Here is a 15,911-nt window from a genome sequence, read left to right on the forward strand (position 1 = left end):
TATCTGTAAAAAATAATTGATATTTTAAAAAATTATTCTTGACTTTTTACATAGAATGCCTCCGTATAGTATCGTTGTTTGCAAGGTATTTTTTATATATTATACCATATTTTAATAGCTTTTGTTGTTTTTTTAGGAAACTAAGAGAATTGTTGCTGAAAAACTCCATTTCCCTTCTCAAAGCAGGGCTGTGTTGTATTACTTCAATAATTCCTTAAACGATTGGTGGAACCCAGGAGACAAAAGAAGCGAAGTTGTCATCAAGGCAATTCGAGGATGCTGAAAGTTGCAAACTAAACAAACGAAGTTTGCGTCATTTTTTGCCGTCCACTTTTCCAGTTCCTGTCGAAAATACCATCTCCATCCTTAAAATTTCCATTAAAGCTTTCGTCCAACTTAGCGCCCACTCGCCAATACTAAAAGCAAATAAAAATGTTCTCTCTCCTTTCAAAATATCATTTCTGTTGTGCCAGCTTGCTTTGTTCAACTGTATTTTTTGAGGATAGCCAATTACATTCTTACTTCAAGAAAAAGAAGCAGTTTTAGCCTGCTTCTTTTGGATTATTCGTCTTCTTCACCTTCAACATCAACATCATCGTCAGAGTAGTCCTCATCTTCTTCGTTGAGCTCCACTTCTTCTCCCAGATCATCTGGAGCGATTTCGTTGATTTCAGCGTCATAGGCTTCTACTTCACTCTTCTCGTCATCTGCATTATCGTCATCGTATGACAGAGAAGGGTCTGCCTCGTAAGAGTCCTCATCTTCTGGATCATCATCGCTGTAGTCAATCGCGTCTTCGTCGCCATCCATGAAGGCATTAACACGCTTCTTCTTACGTTTTTTAGAGCCTTCGTCTTCGTCTGTTTCTTCAAGTGCAATGATTTCTTCATCTACCTCATCAATCGCATACCAAGAACGAAGTCCCCACTTATTGTCACCAAGCGGAATAAAACTCCCGTCAACATTCAATTCTGTATAGAATAATGGCAAAAACTCACGGATTTCGCTATTTGATTTTCCCAGATAATTTTGAATTTCATTAACAAGGTCATTAAAGTACATCTCATGATCACGGCCACGCAATTCTAAGATTGCACGCGCTACTTCAATCATAGAAAGTTCACTTTTTTCCTGCCCAGCAAATACTTCTAATTCCAAAATCATTCTCCTTTACGTTCATAAAGGCTTTCAGCCCTATTCCAATTTTTCGCTACTTTCTATTGTACGATAAATTTCCAGATTCGTCAAAGAAATTTCACTCACTTATTGTATTCTAGACAGAGAAAAAGCCAGTAGTCGAAACTATGGCTTCTTAACTGTTCTATTTTACTTTTGCAGAGCTTGTGATTACTTCAACAGCTTTTTTGATTGCAATATCATGTTTCAGCATATCTTCTGAAAGTAACTGACGGACACGCTCAACTTCCATATTGTAATCTGTTGCAAGTGAAGTAATTTCTGCTTCAATTTCTTCATCACTAGCTTCAAAACCTTCTGCCTTCGCAACTGCTTCTACAACAAGGTTAGTCTTAGTACGTGATGCAGCATCTGCTTCGTATTGTTTGTGAAGGTCTTCCTGAGTTGTACCAGTGATTTGGAAGTACATATCAGGTGAAATGCCTTGACGTTGCATATTTCCAAGGAATTCATTAACGGCACGGTGCACTTCTTCATGAATCATTTCTTCTGGAAGTTCAACGATTTCTGCATTTTCTACTGCAAGATCAATCGCTGCCGCTTCAACTGCATCGTTGTAAGCAGCTTCTTTTGCTTCTGCTAATTCTTTGCGGTATTTTTCTTTCAGTTCATCAAGAGTTTCAACTTCTTCGTCAATGTCTTTTGCAAGTTCATCATCAAGTGCTGGAACTTCTTTTTCTTTCACTTCGTGAATTGTTGTAACAAATTTAGCTTCTTTACCTGCAAGGTCAGTTGCTTGGTAGTCTTCTGGGAAAGTTACAACAACATCAACTGTCTCACCAGCAGAATGTCCGACCAATTGATCTTCAAATCCTGGGATGAATTGTCCACTACCCAAGCCAAGTGAGAAGTTGTCGCCTTTTCCGCCGTCAAATTCGACACCGTCTACAGAACCAACAAAATCAATTACGACTGTATCACCTTCTGCAGCTGCATCTTCTTTCAGAACCAATTCAGCCAAGTTATTGCGTTCACGTTCAATGCGCTCATCCACTTCAGCATCAGTAACTTCCTTAGAAACTTCTACAGATACTTCTAGGTCTTTATAAGCGCCAAGCTTCACTTCTGGCTTGGTAACAACTTCAGCAGTAATTGTCCAGTCTTGCCCTTTTTCCATAGATGCCACATCAAATTGAGGCTGAGCAACTACTTCGATACCTGCTTCTTTGACAGCAGCTTCGTATGCTTCTGGAAGAAGCGCGTTCAAAGCGTCTTGGTAAAGTGCTTCTTCACCAAAGCGTTGGTTGAAGATAGCACGTGGAAGATGTCCTTTACGGAAACCTGGTACAGCAATATCTTTTTTTACTGAGTTAAATACGCGGTCCAAAGCAGGTTTGATTTGTTCTTGACTGATGGTAAAAGTCAAAACTCCGCGATTTGTTTCTTTGTTTTCAAATGATACAGACATTCTGTCATTTCTCCTTAAAATTTATTGAATACAAGCTATTATATCATAATTGCAAGTTTTTTCAAAACTTAATTTCTATTTTTTACTGATTTCGGATAGTTTTTTCACAAATCAATGACAGTAAGTAAAAACAAGGATAAGATGAGGCTATTCTTCTACTTTTCCTGACTTTTTTCAGAAAGTCCCTCTTAAACATTAGGCTTTTCGAATCCTATCTTCTAGGTAATTTGCTCGTGCACCGCCGATTAATTTGGGACGGCTGGCCAATGCTGTGACATGGGCTGAACCTATTTCTTTCAAAACAGGGCGAATTGGTATTTGCACATGCTTGACATGCATACCGATAGCTGTATCTCCAATGTCCAAGCCCGCATGAGCAGTGATAAATTCCACCTCGACAGGATCTTTCATGTACTTGAAAGCTGCAAGTTGCCCACTCCCGCCTGCGTGTAAGCTTGGCAAGACATTAACAATTTCCAAGTCCTTCTTTTCTGCCAATTCACGTTCCACAACCAGAGCACGGTTGAGATGCTCGCAGCCTTGAACAGCTAGGTAAATCCCCTGATCTGACAGACCATCCAAGAGGGTCTTGACAATAACTTCCCCGATTTCAAGGCTGGAATTCTTGCCAATATGACCACCAAGAACCTCGCTGGATGACAGACCCAAGACAAAGATACTGCCTGACGAAAGAGCAGACTTTTCTAACACATCTGCTAGAATTGTCTTAGTTTGCTGTGTGATTTCCTGTAAATCTTGCATGCTTGAATCCTTTCTTTCATACCTGTCTTATTTATCAGAACGACCGTTTTCCACTGTTTTGGGAAGCAATTTCACCAAGATGAAACCAACGACCATTCCCAAAATATTTTGAAAGAAATTTGGAATCATCTCAGGCAGAGCAGCTCCACTACCAAAGATTAAAGTAGAAGCCAAAGCATAACCGCAAACCATCGTTACGGTTGCTAAGATCAGCCCTACATACCGGCCCTTATCCTTAAAACCAGCAAAATAACCTTGCAAACCATGAATCACGAGACTGAAAAACATCCATTGGGGATAGCCCGCAATCAAATCAATCAGAAAACCCGATAAACCTCCAACTACAGCCCCTTCACGCTTACCAAAGTAAAAGGCGGTAAAGAAAATTCCGGCATCCAAGAGGGTAAGAAAGCCTGTTGGTGTTGGGATTTTCAAAAAATATCCCAAAACAACTGATAAAGCCGTGATAATAGATAACAAAATAATTTTATGTGTCTGATTATTTTTCATATTGTACTACTCCATATTGATCTGCATTTTGAATGGCCCGATAGACAAAGTCTTTGGAAAATTGAACTGCTGCAAGCGGAGACTCGCCTAGAAGCAGCTGACTGGCAATGCTGGAAGCAAAAGTGCAGCCCGCTCCGGTATTGTTGCTGGCCAGCACCGGCGATTCTAATATCTCAAAATCTCCTCCGTCATATAAAACATCCACCGCCCGCTCCTTGCTTAAGCGATTGCCGCCCTTAATCACCACATGCTTGGCCCCTAAATCATAGAGTTCCTGCGCTGTTGCCTGCATATCTGCCAGAGTTTTGATTTCTTTTTGGGTCAATAGCTGCGCTTCTGCCAGATTTGGCGTGATGATGCTGACATAGGGGAAGAACTTGATGAGTTCTTCTCTTAGAGCACTGACTTCCAAATCATGATTTTCCTTGCAGACCAGGACAGGATCCAGCACTACCGGTATATCCGCATGCTCCTTGACAAAAGTCAGAGCCTGCTCTGCTATTTCCAGATTGGGCAAAAGTCCTATCTTAATAGCAGAAAAAGGAACATCCTTGAGACTGGCTAACTGCTGAGCAAAAATAGCCTCCTCAACTGGAATGACCTCAAATCCCTTATCAGTCATCGCCGTCAGGCAAGTCACAGCTACGAAACCATGCAGGCCATTGACTGTGTAGGTAGCCAAATCGGCATGCAGTCCGCCACCGCTGAAAATATCATTGCCCGAAAGGGCTAAAATCAACTTATTCTTCATAACGAATCTCCTTTAGATAGAGGCCGTTTGGACCGGCTGTTGGTCCTGCCAGATGACGGTCTTTCTTCGCTAAAATCCTCTGAATCTGCTCTACTGGCATACGCTTGTTGCCAATCTTGAGCAGCGTACCCATCATATTGCGAATCTGCTTGTAGAGGAAGCCATTGCCCGAAAAGGTAAAGACCAGAAAATTTCGCTCCGCATCATAGCGGACCTTGGCCTCAGTGATAGTTCGAACCTTGTCTTCTACACTGGTTCCCGAAGCCGTAAACCCCGTAAAATCATGTGTCCCCTCCAGCTGAGCAATCGCTTCTTCTATCAGACTCAGGTCCAAAGGATAAGGATAATGAGTGGCATAATGGCGCATCATGGGATTTTTAGGCCGACCAATGTCCACCAGAAACTCATAGGTTTTGCTGTGCTTATTGTAGCGAGAGTGAAAGTCCTCTGCCACTCGCTCCACAGAGATAAAATCAATATCTTCCGGCGTCTGTGTATCTAGCGCAAAGCGTAGCTTCTCTTCATCCCGCTCCTCAGGCAAATCAAAATGGAGCACCTGACCCAGAGCATGAACACCGCTGTCAGTCCGGCCTGCTCCATGAATAATAATAGGTTGGCCTTTGTTAATTCGAGTCAAGGTCTTTTCAATCTCTTCCTGAACGCTTCTGGCATGAGGCTGTCGCTGAAAACCAGCAAAGCAATACCCATCGTAAGAAATAATAGCTTTATAACGTGTCATGTGTTTATTTTAGCAGGAAAAAAAGCCCCCAGCAAGCCCAAAACGGAAAGACTGTATGGGGACAGAATGCGGATTGACAAAAGTAATAAAAACACTTATACTGGACAGATGACGGAGGCTATAGAATTGACAAAAGATATCTCTTATACTGTTGAAAATCAGCGTTTTCGCTATCGAGCTGTCGCTCTGATTATCGAAGAAGAAGCACTTTGCCTCATGAAACTACCCAGCGAAGACTATCTTTACTCAGTTGGCGGAGCGGTTCAATTTGGAGAAACGACTGAAGCAGCCTGCCTCAGAGAGGTTTTGGAAGAGACTGGCCAACTTTACGAAATTGATCGCTTAGCTTACATCCACAAAAATTTCTTTTCGAACTCCACAGGAATTTTGAAAGATTTGGACTGTCATGAGATTTGTCTATGTTATTTCATGAAACCCAAAGGTCAACAATTTCCTAGCCCAGATAAGTTAGAGAGGATTCAATGGGTTCCAATTCAAGACCTGAAAAAACATCGGATTTTCCCTAATTTTTTGCCATACTTCTTCACTGAAACAGACCGCGGAATCCAACACTTTGTGACCAAGAACTGAGTGATTTCCGAATCAGTGAAAGTAATAACTTTAAACCTATCATAAAAAGCTTGGTTTCCTAGTTTAAAAAGCTCTATAATATCTGTAGTGGGTAGACCCACTAGAGGTATTGTGGAGTTTTTTCTGTCTACCAAAAAAGACCCCTATGACTTATAATGAAAAGCGCTCAAACAACTCATTAGAAAGACTCATATGTAACACCTTTCAATTCCACAGATTCAATCAGATTGAAAGATAAAAACATCAAAATTTTATTCGTCTTATAATGTCAAACCCGTATCATCTACAAGATAAACCGGATGGAAAAGCCCCTACCTGCTGTCAATCCAGCCTTTAAAGCTGTCTTGAAAATCTTTCTCAAATACAAGGCTTACATCACCAATACCTTTGAATCCCCTTATTCCAACGCCAAGTTGGAGGCAACCAACAAACCCATCAAGGTTATCAAGCGTAACTCTTTTGGATTTCGAAACTTCAAAACTAAAATTCTCATCGCTTTGAACATCACAAAAGAGAGAACCAATCTGATTCTCTCTCGTGCTTCATTATAAGTCACCCACTACAGTTGACATTGAGGTATTATTCTCCTTCAAAGGCATCTTTCATCTTGTCAAAGAAGCCTTTTTTCTTGGGATTAACTTTGATATTCCCAGCTGCGGCAAAGTCTTTGAGGGCTGCTTTTTGACGGTCGTTGAGGCCAGTCGGTGTCACAACATTGACAGTGACATACTGGTCACCCATGCTTCCACCACGCAGACTCGGTGCTCCCTTACCACGCAGGCGGAAACGTTTACCAGTCTGGGTTCCCTCTGGAATTGTCAATTCAACATTTCCATGCACAGTTGGGATTTCCACACTGTCGCCCAGAGCTGCTTGCACAAAGTTGAGGTTGAGCTTGTAGTAAATGGTAGAACCGTCTCGCTCAAACTTATCGCTCGGCTCAACGTTCACCACTACATACAAGTCACCGTAAGGACCGCCGTTAAAGCCTGCCTCACCTTGACCAGCCAAGCGAACTCGTTGACCTGTTTCCACACCAGCTGGAATTTTTACATGAACGCTATGCGCTTGCTTTTCATGTCCTGTTCCATGGCAGGTTTCACATGGACTTTTGATTTCTTGTCCGCGACCGTGACAGACATCGCAGGTCACTTGTCGACGCATCATGCCGAGCGGTGTCTGCGTATCAACATTGATAACACCAGAACCATGACAGCGGCCACAAGTTACTGGGCTAGTTCCTGGCTTAGCACCTGAACCGTGACAAGTATGGCAACTCGCCTCACGATTGTATTTCACTTCTTTTTCTGCCCCGAAAACAGCCTCTTCAAAGCGGAGATTTACCCGATACTGGAGATCATCCCCTTGCCGCGGAGCGTTTGGATTACGAGTCGCGCCACCGCCAAAGAAGCTAGAGAAGATGTCTTCGAAGCCACCAAAACCAGAGCCATCAAAGCCACCGAAGCCGCCTGCACCACCAAAGCCACCATTGGCACCCGCTGCGCCATATTGGTCATAGGCTGCCCGCTTTTGCTCATCGCTCAAGGTTTCATAAGCCTCCTGGACTTCCTTATATTTATCTTCCGCCCCAGACTCCTTATTGATATCTGGGTGGTATTTTTTAGATAATTTCCGATAGGCTCTCTTGATCTCATCCTGAGAAGCATTCTTTGAGACACCTAAACGATCATAAAATTCAGTATTGTTCATACAAGATACTAAGCCCGTAAAATGCACAGTGAAAATAGGAAATTCTCACCGTGAGCGATGCTCACAAGAGAATTTATCTTTTTCACACAGCATTTAGGGCGTGTTCAATTACGAACACTTTCCTTTCTGTTAAATTATTGAACCCTCTCGTTCAAAACAAGGAGATTCCTACCCTCACTTAGCCAAAAACAGAGGCTGGGTTGCAACCTCTGTTAAAAAATTTATAGATAGTTCCTCAACCAATCTGGCATAGAATCATCATCAAGACTCCAAGATTCAATCTCATGTTCATCCTCACTCCAGACATTTTCATCACCATCAAAAAATTTACTGCGAGAACACTTATATTTTACAACTGTATCGCCTTCCAAACGATATTCATTCCAGTAGTAACTCTTTCCGTGTCCCTTCCACTCATTAGTAGTGTAAATAGTTGACATAAACTCCCCTCCTATAAATTATTTTACTTCTCCGTAAACTCTCCGTCTACGACGTCATCGCCTGCGTTTCCTGTTGTTTGTGCGCCTTCTGCTCCTGCTTGAGCTTGTTGAGCTGCTGCGGCTTGTTCGTAGAGTTTCACTGCCAAAGCTTGCGCTTTTTCATTGAGTGCTTCGAGTTTTGCCTTCATGTCGTCCAAGTTGTTGTCTTCTTGGGCTTTCTTAAGGTCATCAAGGGCAGCTTGAGCAGCGTCGCGTTCTGCGTCAAAGCCTTTGCCTTCTGTTTCCTTGAGCGTTTTTTCAGTCGCAAAGATAGCTTGGTCTACTTCGTTACGAAGGTCTACTTCTTCTTTACGTTTCTTATCTGCTTCAGCGTTCGCTTCTGCATCTTTCATCATGCGGTCGATTTCTTCGTCCGTCAAGCCAGAATTTGATTGGATAACGATTGTTTGTTCTTTTTGAGTTCCAAGGTCTTTGGCCTTAACAGATACGATACCGTTCTTGTCAATGTCAAATGTTACTTCGATTTGAGGAATTCCACGAGGTGCAGCTGGAATATCAGTCAATTGGAAACGTCCAAGAGTCTTGTTATCCGCTGCCATTGGGCGTTCACCTTGAAGAACATGGATATCAACGGCTGGTTGGTTATCTGCCGCAGTTGAGAAGACTTGTGATTTAGATGTTGGAATCGTTGTGTTGCGGTCGATCAGCTTAGTGAAGACGCCACCCATTGTTTCGATACCAAGTGACAATGGTGTTACGTCAAGAAGGACAACGTCTTTAACATCACCAGTAATCACACCACCTTGGATGGCAGCACCCATAGCAACGACTTCATCAGGGTTCACTGATTTGTTTGGTTCTTTACCAGTTTCAGCCTTAACAGCTTCTACAACGGCTGGGATACGAGTTGAACCACCGACAAGAATCACTTCGTCGATTTCTGACAAGCTCAAACCTGCATCAGAAAGGGCACGACGAACTGGAATCTTCGTACGCTCTACAAGGTCACGAGTCAAATCGTCGAATTTGGCACGAGTCAAGGTCATTTCCAAGTGAAGAGGTCCAGCAGCACCCGCAGTGATGAATGGCAAGCTGATTTGAGTTGAAGTCACACCAGAAAGATCTTTCTTAGCTTTTTCAGCTGCATCTTTCAAACGTTGAAGCGCCATCTTGTCGTTTGACAAGTCGATACCATTTTCTTTCTTGAATTCTGCTACCAAGTAGTCGATAATCTTTTGGTCAAAGTCGTCACCACCGAGTTTGTTATCCCCTGCAGTTGCCAATACATCAAAAACACCGTCACCGAGTTCAAGGATAGACACGTCGAATGTACCACCACCAAGGTCGAATACCAAGATTTTTTCTTCTTTGTCAGTCTTGTCCAAACCGTATGCAAGGGCTGCTGCAGTTGGTTCGTTGACGATACGTTCTACTTCAAGACCAGCAATTTTACCTGCATCTTTTGTTGCTTGACGTTGTGCATCGTTAAAGTAAGCTGGAACTGTGATAACAGCCTTAGTTACTTTTTCACCAAGGTATTCTTCTGCATAACCTTTCAAGTATTGAAGGATCATAGCTGAAATTTCTTGTGGAGTGTATTCTTTACCGTTTGCAGAAACTTTTTCAGAAGTTCCCATCTTAGATTTGATAGAGATAACAGTATCTGGGTTTGTTACTGCTTGACGTTTTGCAGCATCACCAACGATGATTTCACCGTTTTTGAATGACACTACAGACGGAGTTGTGCGGTTTCCTTCTGGATTTGCGATGATTTTTGATTCAGTTCCTTCAAGAACTGCAACTGCTGAGTTTGTTGTACCTAAGTCAATACCGATAATTTTGCTCATTATATTTTCCTCTTTTTTAATTTTTTTCTTTTGCAAGCCTCCGGCTTGCCTCTTATCATTCTTCATAGTTTAATGTCGTTTCGGACAAGTTTTTAAGCTCTGTATCTTAGTTATATACCACTACCATGGCTGGTCTTAGGATGCGGTCATGGAGTTTGTAGCCTTTTTGGAAGACTTGGGCAATGGTATCTGCTGGATGCTCGTCATCTGCTGGGACGGTTTGGATGGCCATGTGATAGTTATGGTCAAATGCTCCGTCCGCCGCGATTTCTTCAATTCCTTCTTCTTTAAGGGCATGAATCAAGCTTTCTTGCACCATTTCCAGACCTTTTTTAACATCATCTGTCAAGCCTTCAACGGCAAGCGCACGCTCAAGGTTGTCCAAGGAAGATAAGATAGCTTTCCCTAAATCTTGGCTACGATAGCGTTGCAAGAGTTGGCGTTCCTCATTAGCACGACGTTGGATGTTTTGCATTTCTGCATGGGCACGGAGATATTTGTTTTCAAAATCATCTGCCCGCTCATTAGCTAGTTCTAATTCTGATTTTTCAGGAGCAGTTTCAACAGCCTCTTCAGCAGTTTCTACCACTTCCTCTTCTTTTACTTCTTCGTTTTTTATTTCCTCAGACATTTTTCGCCTCCTTTTTAGGAATTTATGTAATTTCATGTTCAACTCACCTCATAATGATTGCTACTCAAATAGCGATAGAAATCGATGAGTTTCATAGTCAGGACTCGATTGACAACATTGAGTTGGCTGACCACCTTTTGGTAATCCAGATTGACTGGCCCAACCACCGCCAGCATACCAAAGCCCCGATAGGGAATCAGGAATTTGCTGGAAATCAATGTGAGATTGGCCAGGCTGTCCTCTTGACTAGCTGCGACTCGAACATTTTGCATTTGATCCTCGGCTAAGCTATCGCGAATTTCAAAGGCGACCTTCTGCCGATCATCAAAGAACTGATAGGCCTCAAAATCCGCAAAGCGCAACAGCTGAACCTTACCAGCAAGGGCCACTTTCTCCACAAACATCTGAGCAAAAATATGCTCAAAGAGATCGAGGACATTGTCCGTCGTGGTAAAGTAGCGTTGGATAATCTGCGGAATTTCTGTCCGAATCTTGTAATGAATATCCAAGACCGTCTGTCCTAGAAAGCGCTCCTGAATCATATCCCTCAAGCGCAGCAAGTCTTCCTGAAGAAAATTCCTAGGAATCATGAACTGACTGGTCAGGGTATTGGACTCATCCAGCGTAAAGACAGCTAAGGCTGCATGCTGACTGAGAACCACGATATCAAAAGCCGTCAGTCGCTGCCGACTAGGCTCGACATCAAGGGCTACAACCGTGCAATCACTCAACTCTGCCAAGACATCCGCCGCCCGCTGGAGGAGATCCTCCAACTTGAAAAACTCTTGGTCGAAGGCCTTGACAACCTCGTAGAGCTCATTTTCCGCCAGCTGATCAAAGGCCAAGGAATGCCGGACGAAATACTGGAAACCAGCGACACTGGGCTTACGGCCACTCGATGTGTGGGCCTTTTCCAGCAGACCTTCCTTTTCCAAGGCCGCCATGTCATTACGGATGGTGGCACTTGAGGACTGGATAGACTCTTGCAAGGCTTTAGAGCCGACAGGCTCCTGCGTCTTGGTAAAGATATCAATGATTAGATTTAAAATCTCATTTTGGCGCTCTGTTACCAAGGACCTCACCTCTCTTTAGAAAATTCCAGCCACTGGCAAGATTTTATTTTTTATATTTAGCACTCTAATACCTCGAGTGCTAAACCATGATTCTATTATACACTCTTGAAAATGAAAGTCAAGATAAAAACTCAAAAAATTAGCACTCTTTTTATAAGAGTGCTAAAAATCAGTCTCAAGTCCTAGAAAACTTTATTGGACAGGATTCCTTTTACAATTCTTTTGGTGAGCTTTAAGCTTTTTCATAGCCCAATCATAGTGACTGGATGTTGCGCTGACAAAATAGGAGCCCAAGGTCGTTCCTCCCGTCCATTTATAACTTCCTTTAGAAAATAATTCTTCATTGGTCAAGGTTTCGGCTAGGTCTAGGACAGCTCTATGTGAACTAGCCAGCAAAGAACTTGCCTCCTCAAGAGAGGTCTGCTGGTGCTTTTCCCAAAATGCGACATTCATCTCACCATAAGTTCTCCAATTATAGGGAGCAGGCAGGAAGGACTTCTCTTCTCCTCTTTGATTGGCCTGCACCCAGTTTAGCAGCAGTTGGTGCCACTCATAAAGATGGATTAAGACATCCCTCAGGTTCCGATCGCGCTTCCAGTGGGCTTCTTTCTTTTTCTCATTCTTTGAAAAATCAAAAGGCCTTGCTAACTCTTCTTCTGTCATGTTCGAAATGAGCAGATTGAGTTTTTCAAAATTTTCTGTAGCTGCAGCCAGCAAATCGTTTTTTGTTGCAGGTCTCGGCATTTTACATTCCTCCTATCTGACAGCATACCTTAAGATAGTTTTCAACTTTTCTTCTGGTGTCCTATTTTTGTTGCTTAAGTAAATCTCTCTGTGGACTTGGTCGCATCTCTCCAGTCCCAAGCTGCTTGCTAGCTCGTCCATTTTCTCAAAAGAGACCGGCTCACTGTCATAACTTCCTATGTGTAAGACCTGAATGGCTCGCTCCTCTGGCAAGCTTTGCCAACGGATGTCGTCATAGAGGGGATCGGGCTTTTTCTTGTGGACATTCTCAAGCGCCGCTGTAAACATGTCCTGATTGATAATATTGGGCTGCTGAATCATGAGCTGATAGCGAAGCTGACTTTTATCGAAGCCTTCCCCAGCAGCTTTTTCCCAGATACCTTCCAAAGGATAGACCGTGAAATCCGTCACCTCGTCCTCCGCCTCATCTTTCATCATGGATTTAAAGAGCATTTTTATGGAATAGGCCAGTGAATAAAGGGCAGATACCCGCTCAGAGAAATCTGCTTCATTGGGGTCGCCCGCTCCTTCGATCAAAATGAATTGTTGAGTCGGCACCTCTACCAGCTCTGGCTTTTGCTTGGCTCCATAAAGGCCTTTCTCGCTCTTTCTCCATTCATATTTCATCTTGCTGCCTCCTGTTCTCTTCTTACTATTAGTATACAAGAAGATACCTGACACCCTATGTCAAGTTTTATATTTTTCTGCTAGCTTATGAATCATTTCTTTCATTTTCACTCGGATTTCGGGCGGATCTAAGACCTCCACAGCGTCTCCAAAGGACAGGATGTAACTGTATAGACGATGGTCGTTGGGAATGTCTATTTCTGTGTATAAATTTCCTTCCGCATCTGTCCGAATGTCTCCGCTTATTTCGTCATAAACTCTGAAAGTTACTTTGCGATCAAACTTGACTGCCAACTCAATCGTATTTTCATAGGTCAGTTCTTTTTCCAAGACGACATCTTCAAAGCTGTCCTCAAACCTTTCCTCCAACCGCTCCAGATTTTTCAGTCGAGATAGCTTAAAATACCTGAATTCCTGTCGCAAGAGGCAGAAAGCATAAAGATACCAATTCTGACTTTTAAACAACAAGCGCACAGGCTTGACACAGCGATTTGTCTCCCGCTCATTACTAGCAAAGTAAGAAAAAGAAACAAGGTGCTTGCCTAGAATCGCAGTTTTTAATTGATGAAAGGTTTCTTCATACACTTTATCATTTTGCCAGTGATTAAAATCAACTTCAATCCAATTTGGATTTTTAACTTGAAAAAGCGCCGAAAGTTTTGTGAGAAGGTCACTCTGGTAAAGCTGACTGGTGCTATTCAGACCTTGCAGAGCCGCCATGATCTGCTCTTTCTCCTCCGCTGTCAGCAAGGACTTCCGCAAGACATAGTCCTCTGCGATTTCTATACCGCCACCCTTTCCTTGCGTGGTGTAAATCGGAATCCCCGCGCTGCTTAGAGAATCTACATCCCGATAAATGGTCCGGACCGAGACCTCAAATTTCTCAGCCAGCTCCGTTGCAGTCACTTTCCCTCTCTCTAAAATATAGTACAATATCCGAAATAGTCTATTATTCTGCATGGTCGCTCCATTTCCTCTTCCTATTATACAATACTTGCCATGAGATGTCATGTTTACAAAAAAGCATCGTGACTATTCTGAAATGCCACGATGCCTCTTAATTAAACTATCTTAAAATCACTTCACACTGCTTGACTTGACTTTTCTTTTGACCACTTTACATTCTCATATACGAGTGAATAAGGACCTGCATCGCCATCTTCTCCGTCAAATATTAAATCAAATGTGATGGTTTTTCCTGCGCTTAGATTGGTGCCGATTTGTGTGTTATCAAAAGTGGAGCCATCTAAAATATAAACCTCATCATCCCGATCATATAAGCTAAATGAATACGGACTAAGCAGGATTTGTCGGCTAGACGTGTTTTCTACCGTCACTGAGGCGACAACAGCACTTCCTGTTGACTCATCACCCAAAGTGCGATCCTTGTCCAAGCGGACAGAGTTTACTGTAATCTTGAGCCCTTCAGGAAATTCAACCGCCTCTCCCAATCGATAAGACTTATATTCAGCCGAGTAGCTATAATCATGGCTTTGTTTTACTCGTAATTCTTCGTTTTCAACAGTTAGCCCTAGCGTTATAAGGAACAAGACCGCACAAAATATGGTCATAAGGAAAAGCACAATTCCCAATATTAAGGTCGTCCAGAATAAGGCCTGTTTATGAAGCGGCTTCTTTAACTGGTAAATCAAACCCTTTCCATCCACTATAATCTCTTGTTTTTCATTTTCGTTCATCACTCTTCTCTCCTAACCTTTTGAACCACTTCCTGTAACTGGAGCCAATGTCGGCAGAGCCACTCCTTCTTTTAACAGTGCCTCATGATAAAGTCTGTAAAAAATGTGGTAGATACTGGTCTGCATGCCGCCTTCCACCACTAAGCTGACCCGAAAATTAAACTGGCCACTCGCAGCCATCTGCGGTCCTAAAATATCAGGCTCCTTCAGAATTTCTGGATGCTCTGGAACAGCTTCCGCATTCACATCCGCAATAATCCGGTAAATCTCGTCTAAATCAGTCTCTGCATAGATGGGAATATCAATTAGAACCCGCATATCACCACGAGAAAGATTGCTGACAACGGTGATATTTCGGTTGGGCACAAAGTGAAGCGTCCCGTCCGCATCGCGAACCTGCGTGGTCCGAATCCCCACGCTGACGACTGTTCCGGCAATCTTGATCGCACCGTTGGTCAAGCGGACATTGTCTCCCACATCCAACTGTCGCTCTAGCAGAATAAAGAAGCCATTGACCAGATCAGACAGAAAGCCTTGGGCCCCCATCCCAATCGCTACGCCGGCAATTCCTGCCCCAGCTAAAAGACTCGAGACGGGCATACCCAAAATCGATAAAATCCAATAAAACAAAAGAAAATAAAGCGCATAATTCAGCAAATTCTCAATCAGGCGTGTAATAGTCTTTTGTCGAGCCTCATCCTGCCGAGATAATTTCAAAGATGGCGCAATAATCTTAGCTACCAAAAGATGAAGTGATTTCTTTGCAATATAAAAAAGTAAAATTAAAAATACTAAAGAAACTAACTTCGAGAATATTTCATCTAAAATACCGGACCAATCAAACTGCTGGAAGTATCGGGTAAATACATTGCCGGTTTTAGTCATAGCCCACCTCCTCGTAATGATAGTACCATTATACCATAAAGAAATTTTTCTGCCGAAACGGGATGTTCCTTAGTTTTCTTACCTCATTATTCCATTTATTCTTACTTCTCCCATCTATACTTTAATACATAGGTAAAACGCTGCCTAACAATAAACTTTTAAAACAATTTTATCATTTGAATGAAGAAAACAACCTTTCCCACATAAGATAAAATCAAAACCCAACCTTCCTCTTCAGAAAAGAGAGTGGGACAGACAGCCATGACGACATAGCCGTCACCCACAGAAACACGAAAATA

At 42.7% G+C, this 15,911-nt stretch carries 17 protein-coding genes and 1 pseudogene; 2 read left to right on the forward strand and 16 right to left on the reverse strand.

Features of this window, described 5'->3' with window-relative positions; genetic code table 11:
- Window positions 1-561 precede the first annotated feature (561 nt).
- The 6 genes from rpoE to truA all read right to left on the reverse strand — a co-directional run bounded on the left by rpoE (window position 562) and on the right by truA (window position 5,367).
- The gene (gene rpoE, locus SSIN_RS02035; RefSeq protein ID WP_037615185.1) at window positions 562-1,158 is read right to left on the reverse strand and encodes a DNA-directed RNA polymerase subunit delta; all 597 of its coding nucleotides are present in this window, start codon (window positions 1,156-1,158) and stop codon (window positions 562-564) included.
- Between the two features lie 163 nt (window positions 1,159-1,321).
- The gene (gene tig / locus SSIN_RS02040) at window positions 1,322-2,605 is read right to left on the reverse strand and encodes a trigger factor (protein ID WP_037615157.1); all 1,284 of its coding nucleotides are present in this window, start codon (window positions 2,603-2,605) and stop codon (window positions 1,322-1,324) included.
- Window positions 2,606-2,800: 195 nt separating this feature from the next.
- Window positions 2,801-3,367, reverse strand: a complete 567-nt coding sequence (locus tag SSIN_RS02045) for a TIGR01440 family protein (RefSeq protein WP_037615159.1) — start codon at window positions 3,365-3,367, stop codon at window positions 2,801-2,803.
- A 27-nt stretch (window positions 3,368-3,394) separates the two neighbouring features.
- Window positions 3,395-3,877, reverse strand: coding sequence for an ECF transporter S component (locus SSIN_RS02050; protein WP_037615161.1), 483 nt, complete (start codon window positions 3,875-3,877; stop codon window positions 3,395-3,397).
- Window positions 3,867-4,628, reverse strand: coding sequence for a bifunctional hydroxymethylpyrimidine kinase/phosphomethylpyrimidine kinase (locus tag SSIN_RS02055; RefSeq protein WP_037615163.1), 762 nt, complete (start codon window positions 4,626-4,628; stop codon window positions 3,867-3,869). The genes SSIN_RS02050 and SSIN_RS02055 overlap by 11 nt, the downstream gene beginning before the upstream one ends.
- Window positions 4,618-5,367 (reverse strand): tRNA pseudouridine(38-40) synthase TruA, encoded by a 750-nt coding sequence (truA, locus tag SSIN_RS02060; RefSeq protein WP_037615165.1) that lies wholly within the window; start codon window positions 5,365-5,367, stop codon window positions 4,618-4,620. Before truA ends, SSIN_RS02055 begins: the two co-directional genes overlap by 11 nt.
- A gap of 66 nt (window positions 5,368-5,433) precedes the next feature.
- Here truA and SSIN_RS02065 point away from each other — a divergent pair, with 66 nt between their 5' ends.
- Together SSIN_RS02065 and SSIN_RS02070 are read left to right on the forward strand one after the other, a co-directional pair.
- The gene (locus SSIN_RS02065) at window positions 5,434-5,958 is read left to right on the forward strand and encodes an NUDIX hydrolase (protein ID WP_244880071.1); all 525 of its coding nucleotides are present in this window, start codon (window positions 5,434-5,436) and stop codon (window positions 5,956-5,958) included.
- 311 nt (window positions 5,959-6,269) lie between these two features.
- Window positions 6,270-6,509, forward strand: a pseudogene (locus SSIN_RS02070) (transposase); the annotation flags it as partial.
- A gap of 28 nt (window positions 6,510-6,537) precedes the next feature.
- Here SSIN_RS02070 and dnaJ read toward each other — a convergent pair.
- The 10 genes from dnaJ to SSIN_RS02120 form a co-directional block, all read right to left on the reverse strand.
- The gene (gene dnaJ, locus SSIN_RS02075) at window positions 6,538-7,668 is read right to left on the reverse strand and encodes a molecular chaperone DnaJ (RefSeq protein WP_037615168.1); all 1,131 of its coding nucleotides are present in this window, start codon (window positions 7,666-7,668) and stop codon (window positions 6,538-6,540) included.
- A gap of 221 nt (window positions 7,669-7,889) precedes the next feature.
- Window positions 7,890-8,108, reverse strand: a complete 219-nt coding sequence (locus SSIN_RS02080) for a hypothetical protein (protein ID WP_037615170.1) — start codon at window positions 8,106-8,108, stop codon at window positions 7,890-7,892.
- Between the two features lie 23 nt (window positions 8,109-8,131).
- Window positions 8,132-9,955, reverse strand: coding sequence for a molecular chaperone DnaK (gene dnaK / locus SSIN_RS02085; RefSeq protein WP_037615172.1), 1,824 nt, complete (start codon window positions 9,953-9,955; stop codon window positions 8,132-8,134).
- A gap of 106 nt (window positions 9,956-10,061) precedes the next feature.
- Complete coding sequence (gene grpE, locus SSIN_RS02090; RefSeq protein WP_037615174.1) at window positions 10,062-10,586, reverse strand: nucleotide exchange factor GrpE; 525 nt, start codon at window positions 10,584-10,586, stop codon at window positions 10,062-10,064.
- Between the two features lie 38 nt (window positions 10,587-10,624).
- A complete protein-coding gene (gene hrcA, locus SSIN_RS02095; RefSeq protein WP_037615176.1) occupies window positions 10,625-11,659 on the reverse strand; it encodes a heat-inducible transcriptional repressor HrcA in 1,035 nt (344 codons plus the stop codon).
- Window positions 11,660-11,851: 192 nt separating this feature from the next.
- Window positions 11,852-12,403, reverse strand: coding sequence for a ClbS/DfsB family four-helix bundle protein (locus tag SSIN_RS02100; RefSeq protein WP_037615178.1), 552 nt, complete (start codon window positions 12,401-12,403; stop codon window positions 11,852-11,854).
- A gap of 12 nt (window positions 12,404-12,415) precedes the next feature.
- The gene (locus SSIN_RS02105) at window positions 12,416-13,030 is read right to left on the reverse strand and encodes a GyrI-like domain-containing protein (RefSeq protein WP_037615179.1); all 615 of its coding nucleotides are present in this window, start codon (window positions 13,028-13,030) and stop codon (window positions 12,416-12,418) included.
- Between the two features lie 60 nt (window positions 13,031-13,090).
- Entirely contained in the window at window positions 13,091-13,990 is a 900-nt protein-coding gene (locus SSIN_RS02110) for a helix-turn-helix transcriptional regulator (protein WP_037615181.1), read from the reverse strand.
- Window positions 13,991-14,112: 122 nt separating this feature from the next.
- Complete coding sequence (locus SSIN_RS02115; protein WP_037615183.1) at window positions 14,113-14,727, reverse strand: DUF4352 domain-containing protein; 615 nt, start codon at window positions 14,725-14,727, stop codon at window positions 14,113-14,115.
- Between the two features lie 12 nt (window positions 14,728-14,739).
- A complete protein-coding gene (locus tag SSIN_RS02120; RefSeq protein ID WP_037615184.1) occupies window positions 14,740-15,612 on the reverse strand; it encodes a mechanosensitive ion channel family protein in 873 nt (290 codons plus the stop codon).
- Between the last annotated feature and the right edge of the window lie 299 nt (window positions 15,613-15,911).

Origin of the sequence: Streptococcus sinensis (genome assembly GCF_000767835.1) — a bacterium.
Classification (GTDB): domain Bacteria; phylum Bacillota; class Bacilli; order Lactobacillales; family Streptococcaceae; genus Streptococcus; species Streptococcus sinensis.

Coding starts and splice junctions, on each gene's coding strand:
- tig (WP_037615157.1), bottom strand. CDS start 2,605: ATGTCTGTATCATTTGAAAACAAAGAAACAAATCGCGGAGTTTTGACT.
- SSIN_RS02045 (WP_037615159.1), bottom strand. CDS start 3,367: ATGCAAGATTTACAGGAAATCACACAGCAAACTAAGACAATTCTAGCA.
- SSIN_RS02050 (WP_037615161.1), bottom strand. CDS start 3,877: ATGAAAAATAATCAGACACATAAAATTATTTTGTTATCTATTATCACG.
- SSIN_RS02055 (WP_037615163.1), bottom strand. CDS start 4,628: ATGAAGAATAAGTTGATTTTAGCCCTTTCGGGCAATGATATTTTCAGC.
- truA (WP_037615165.1), bottom strand. CDS start 5,367: ATGACACGTTATAAAGCTATTATTTCTTACGATGGGTATTGCTTTGCT.
- SSIN_RS02065 (WP_244880071.1), top strand. CDS start 5,434: ATGCGGATTGACAAAAGTAATAAAAACACTTATACTGGACAGATGACG.
- dnaJ (WP_037615168.1), bottom strand. CDS start 7,668: ATGAACAATACTGAATTTTATGATCGTTTAGGTGTCTCAAAGAATGCT.
- SSIN_RS02080 (WP_037615170.1), bottom strand. CDS start 8,108: ATGTCAACTATTTACACTACTAATGAGTGGAAGGGACACGGAAAGAGT.
- dnaK (WP_037615172.1), bottom strand. CDS start 9,955: ATGAGCAAAATTATCGGTATTGACTTAGGTACAACAAACTCAGCAGTT.
- grpE (WP_037615174.1), bottom strand. CDS start 10,586: ATGTCTGAGGAAATAAAAAACGAAGAAGTAAAAGAAGAGGAAGTGGTA.
- SSIN_RS02100 (WP_037615178.1), bottom strand. CDS start 12,403: ATGCCGAGACCTGCAACAAAAAACGATTTGCTGGCTGCAGCTACAGAA.
- SSIN_RS02105 (WP_037615179.1), bottom strand. CDS start 13,030: ATGAAATATGAATGGAGAAAGAGCGAGAAAGGCCTTTATGGAGCCAAG.
- SSIN_RS02110 (WP_037615181.1), bottom strand. CDS start 13,990: ATGCAGAATAATAGACTATTTCGGATATTGTACTATATTTTAGAGAGA.
- SSIN_RS02115 (WP_037615183.1), bottom strand. CDS start 14,727: ATGAACGAAAATGAAAAACAAGAGATTATAGTGGATGGAAAGGGTTTG.
- SSIN_RS02120 (WP_037615184.1), bottom strand. CDS start 15,612: ATGACTAAAACCGGCAATGTATTTACCCGATACTTCCAGCAGTTTGAT.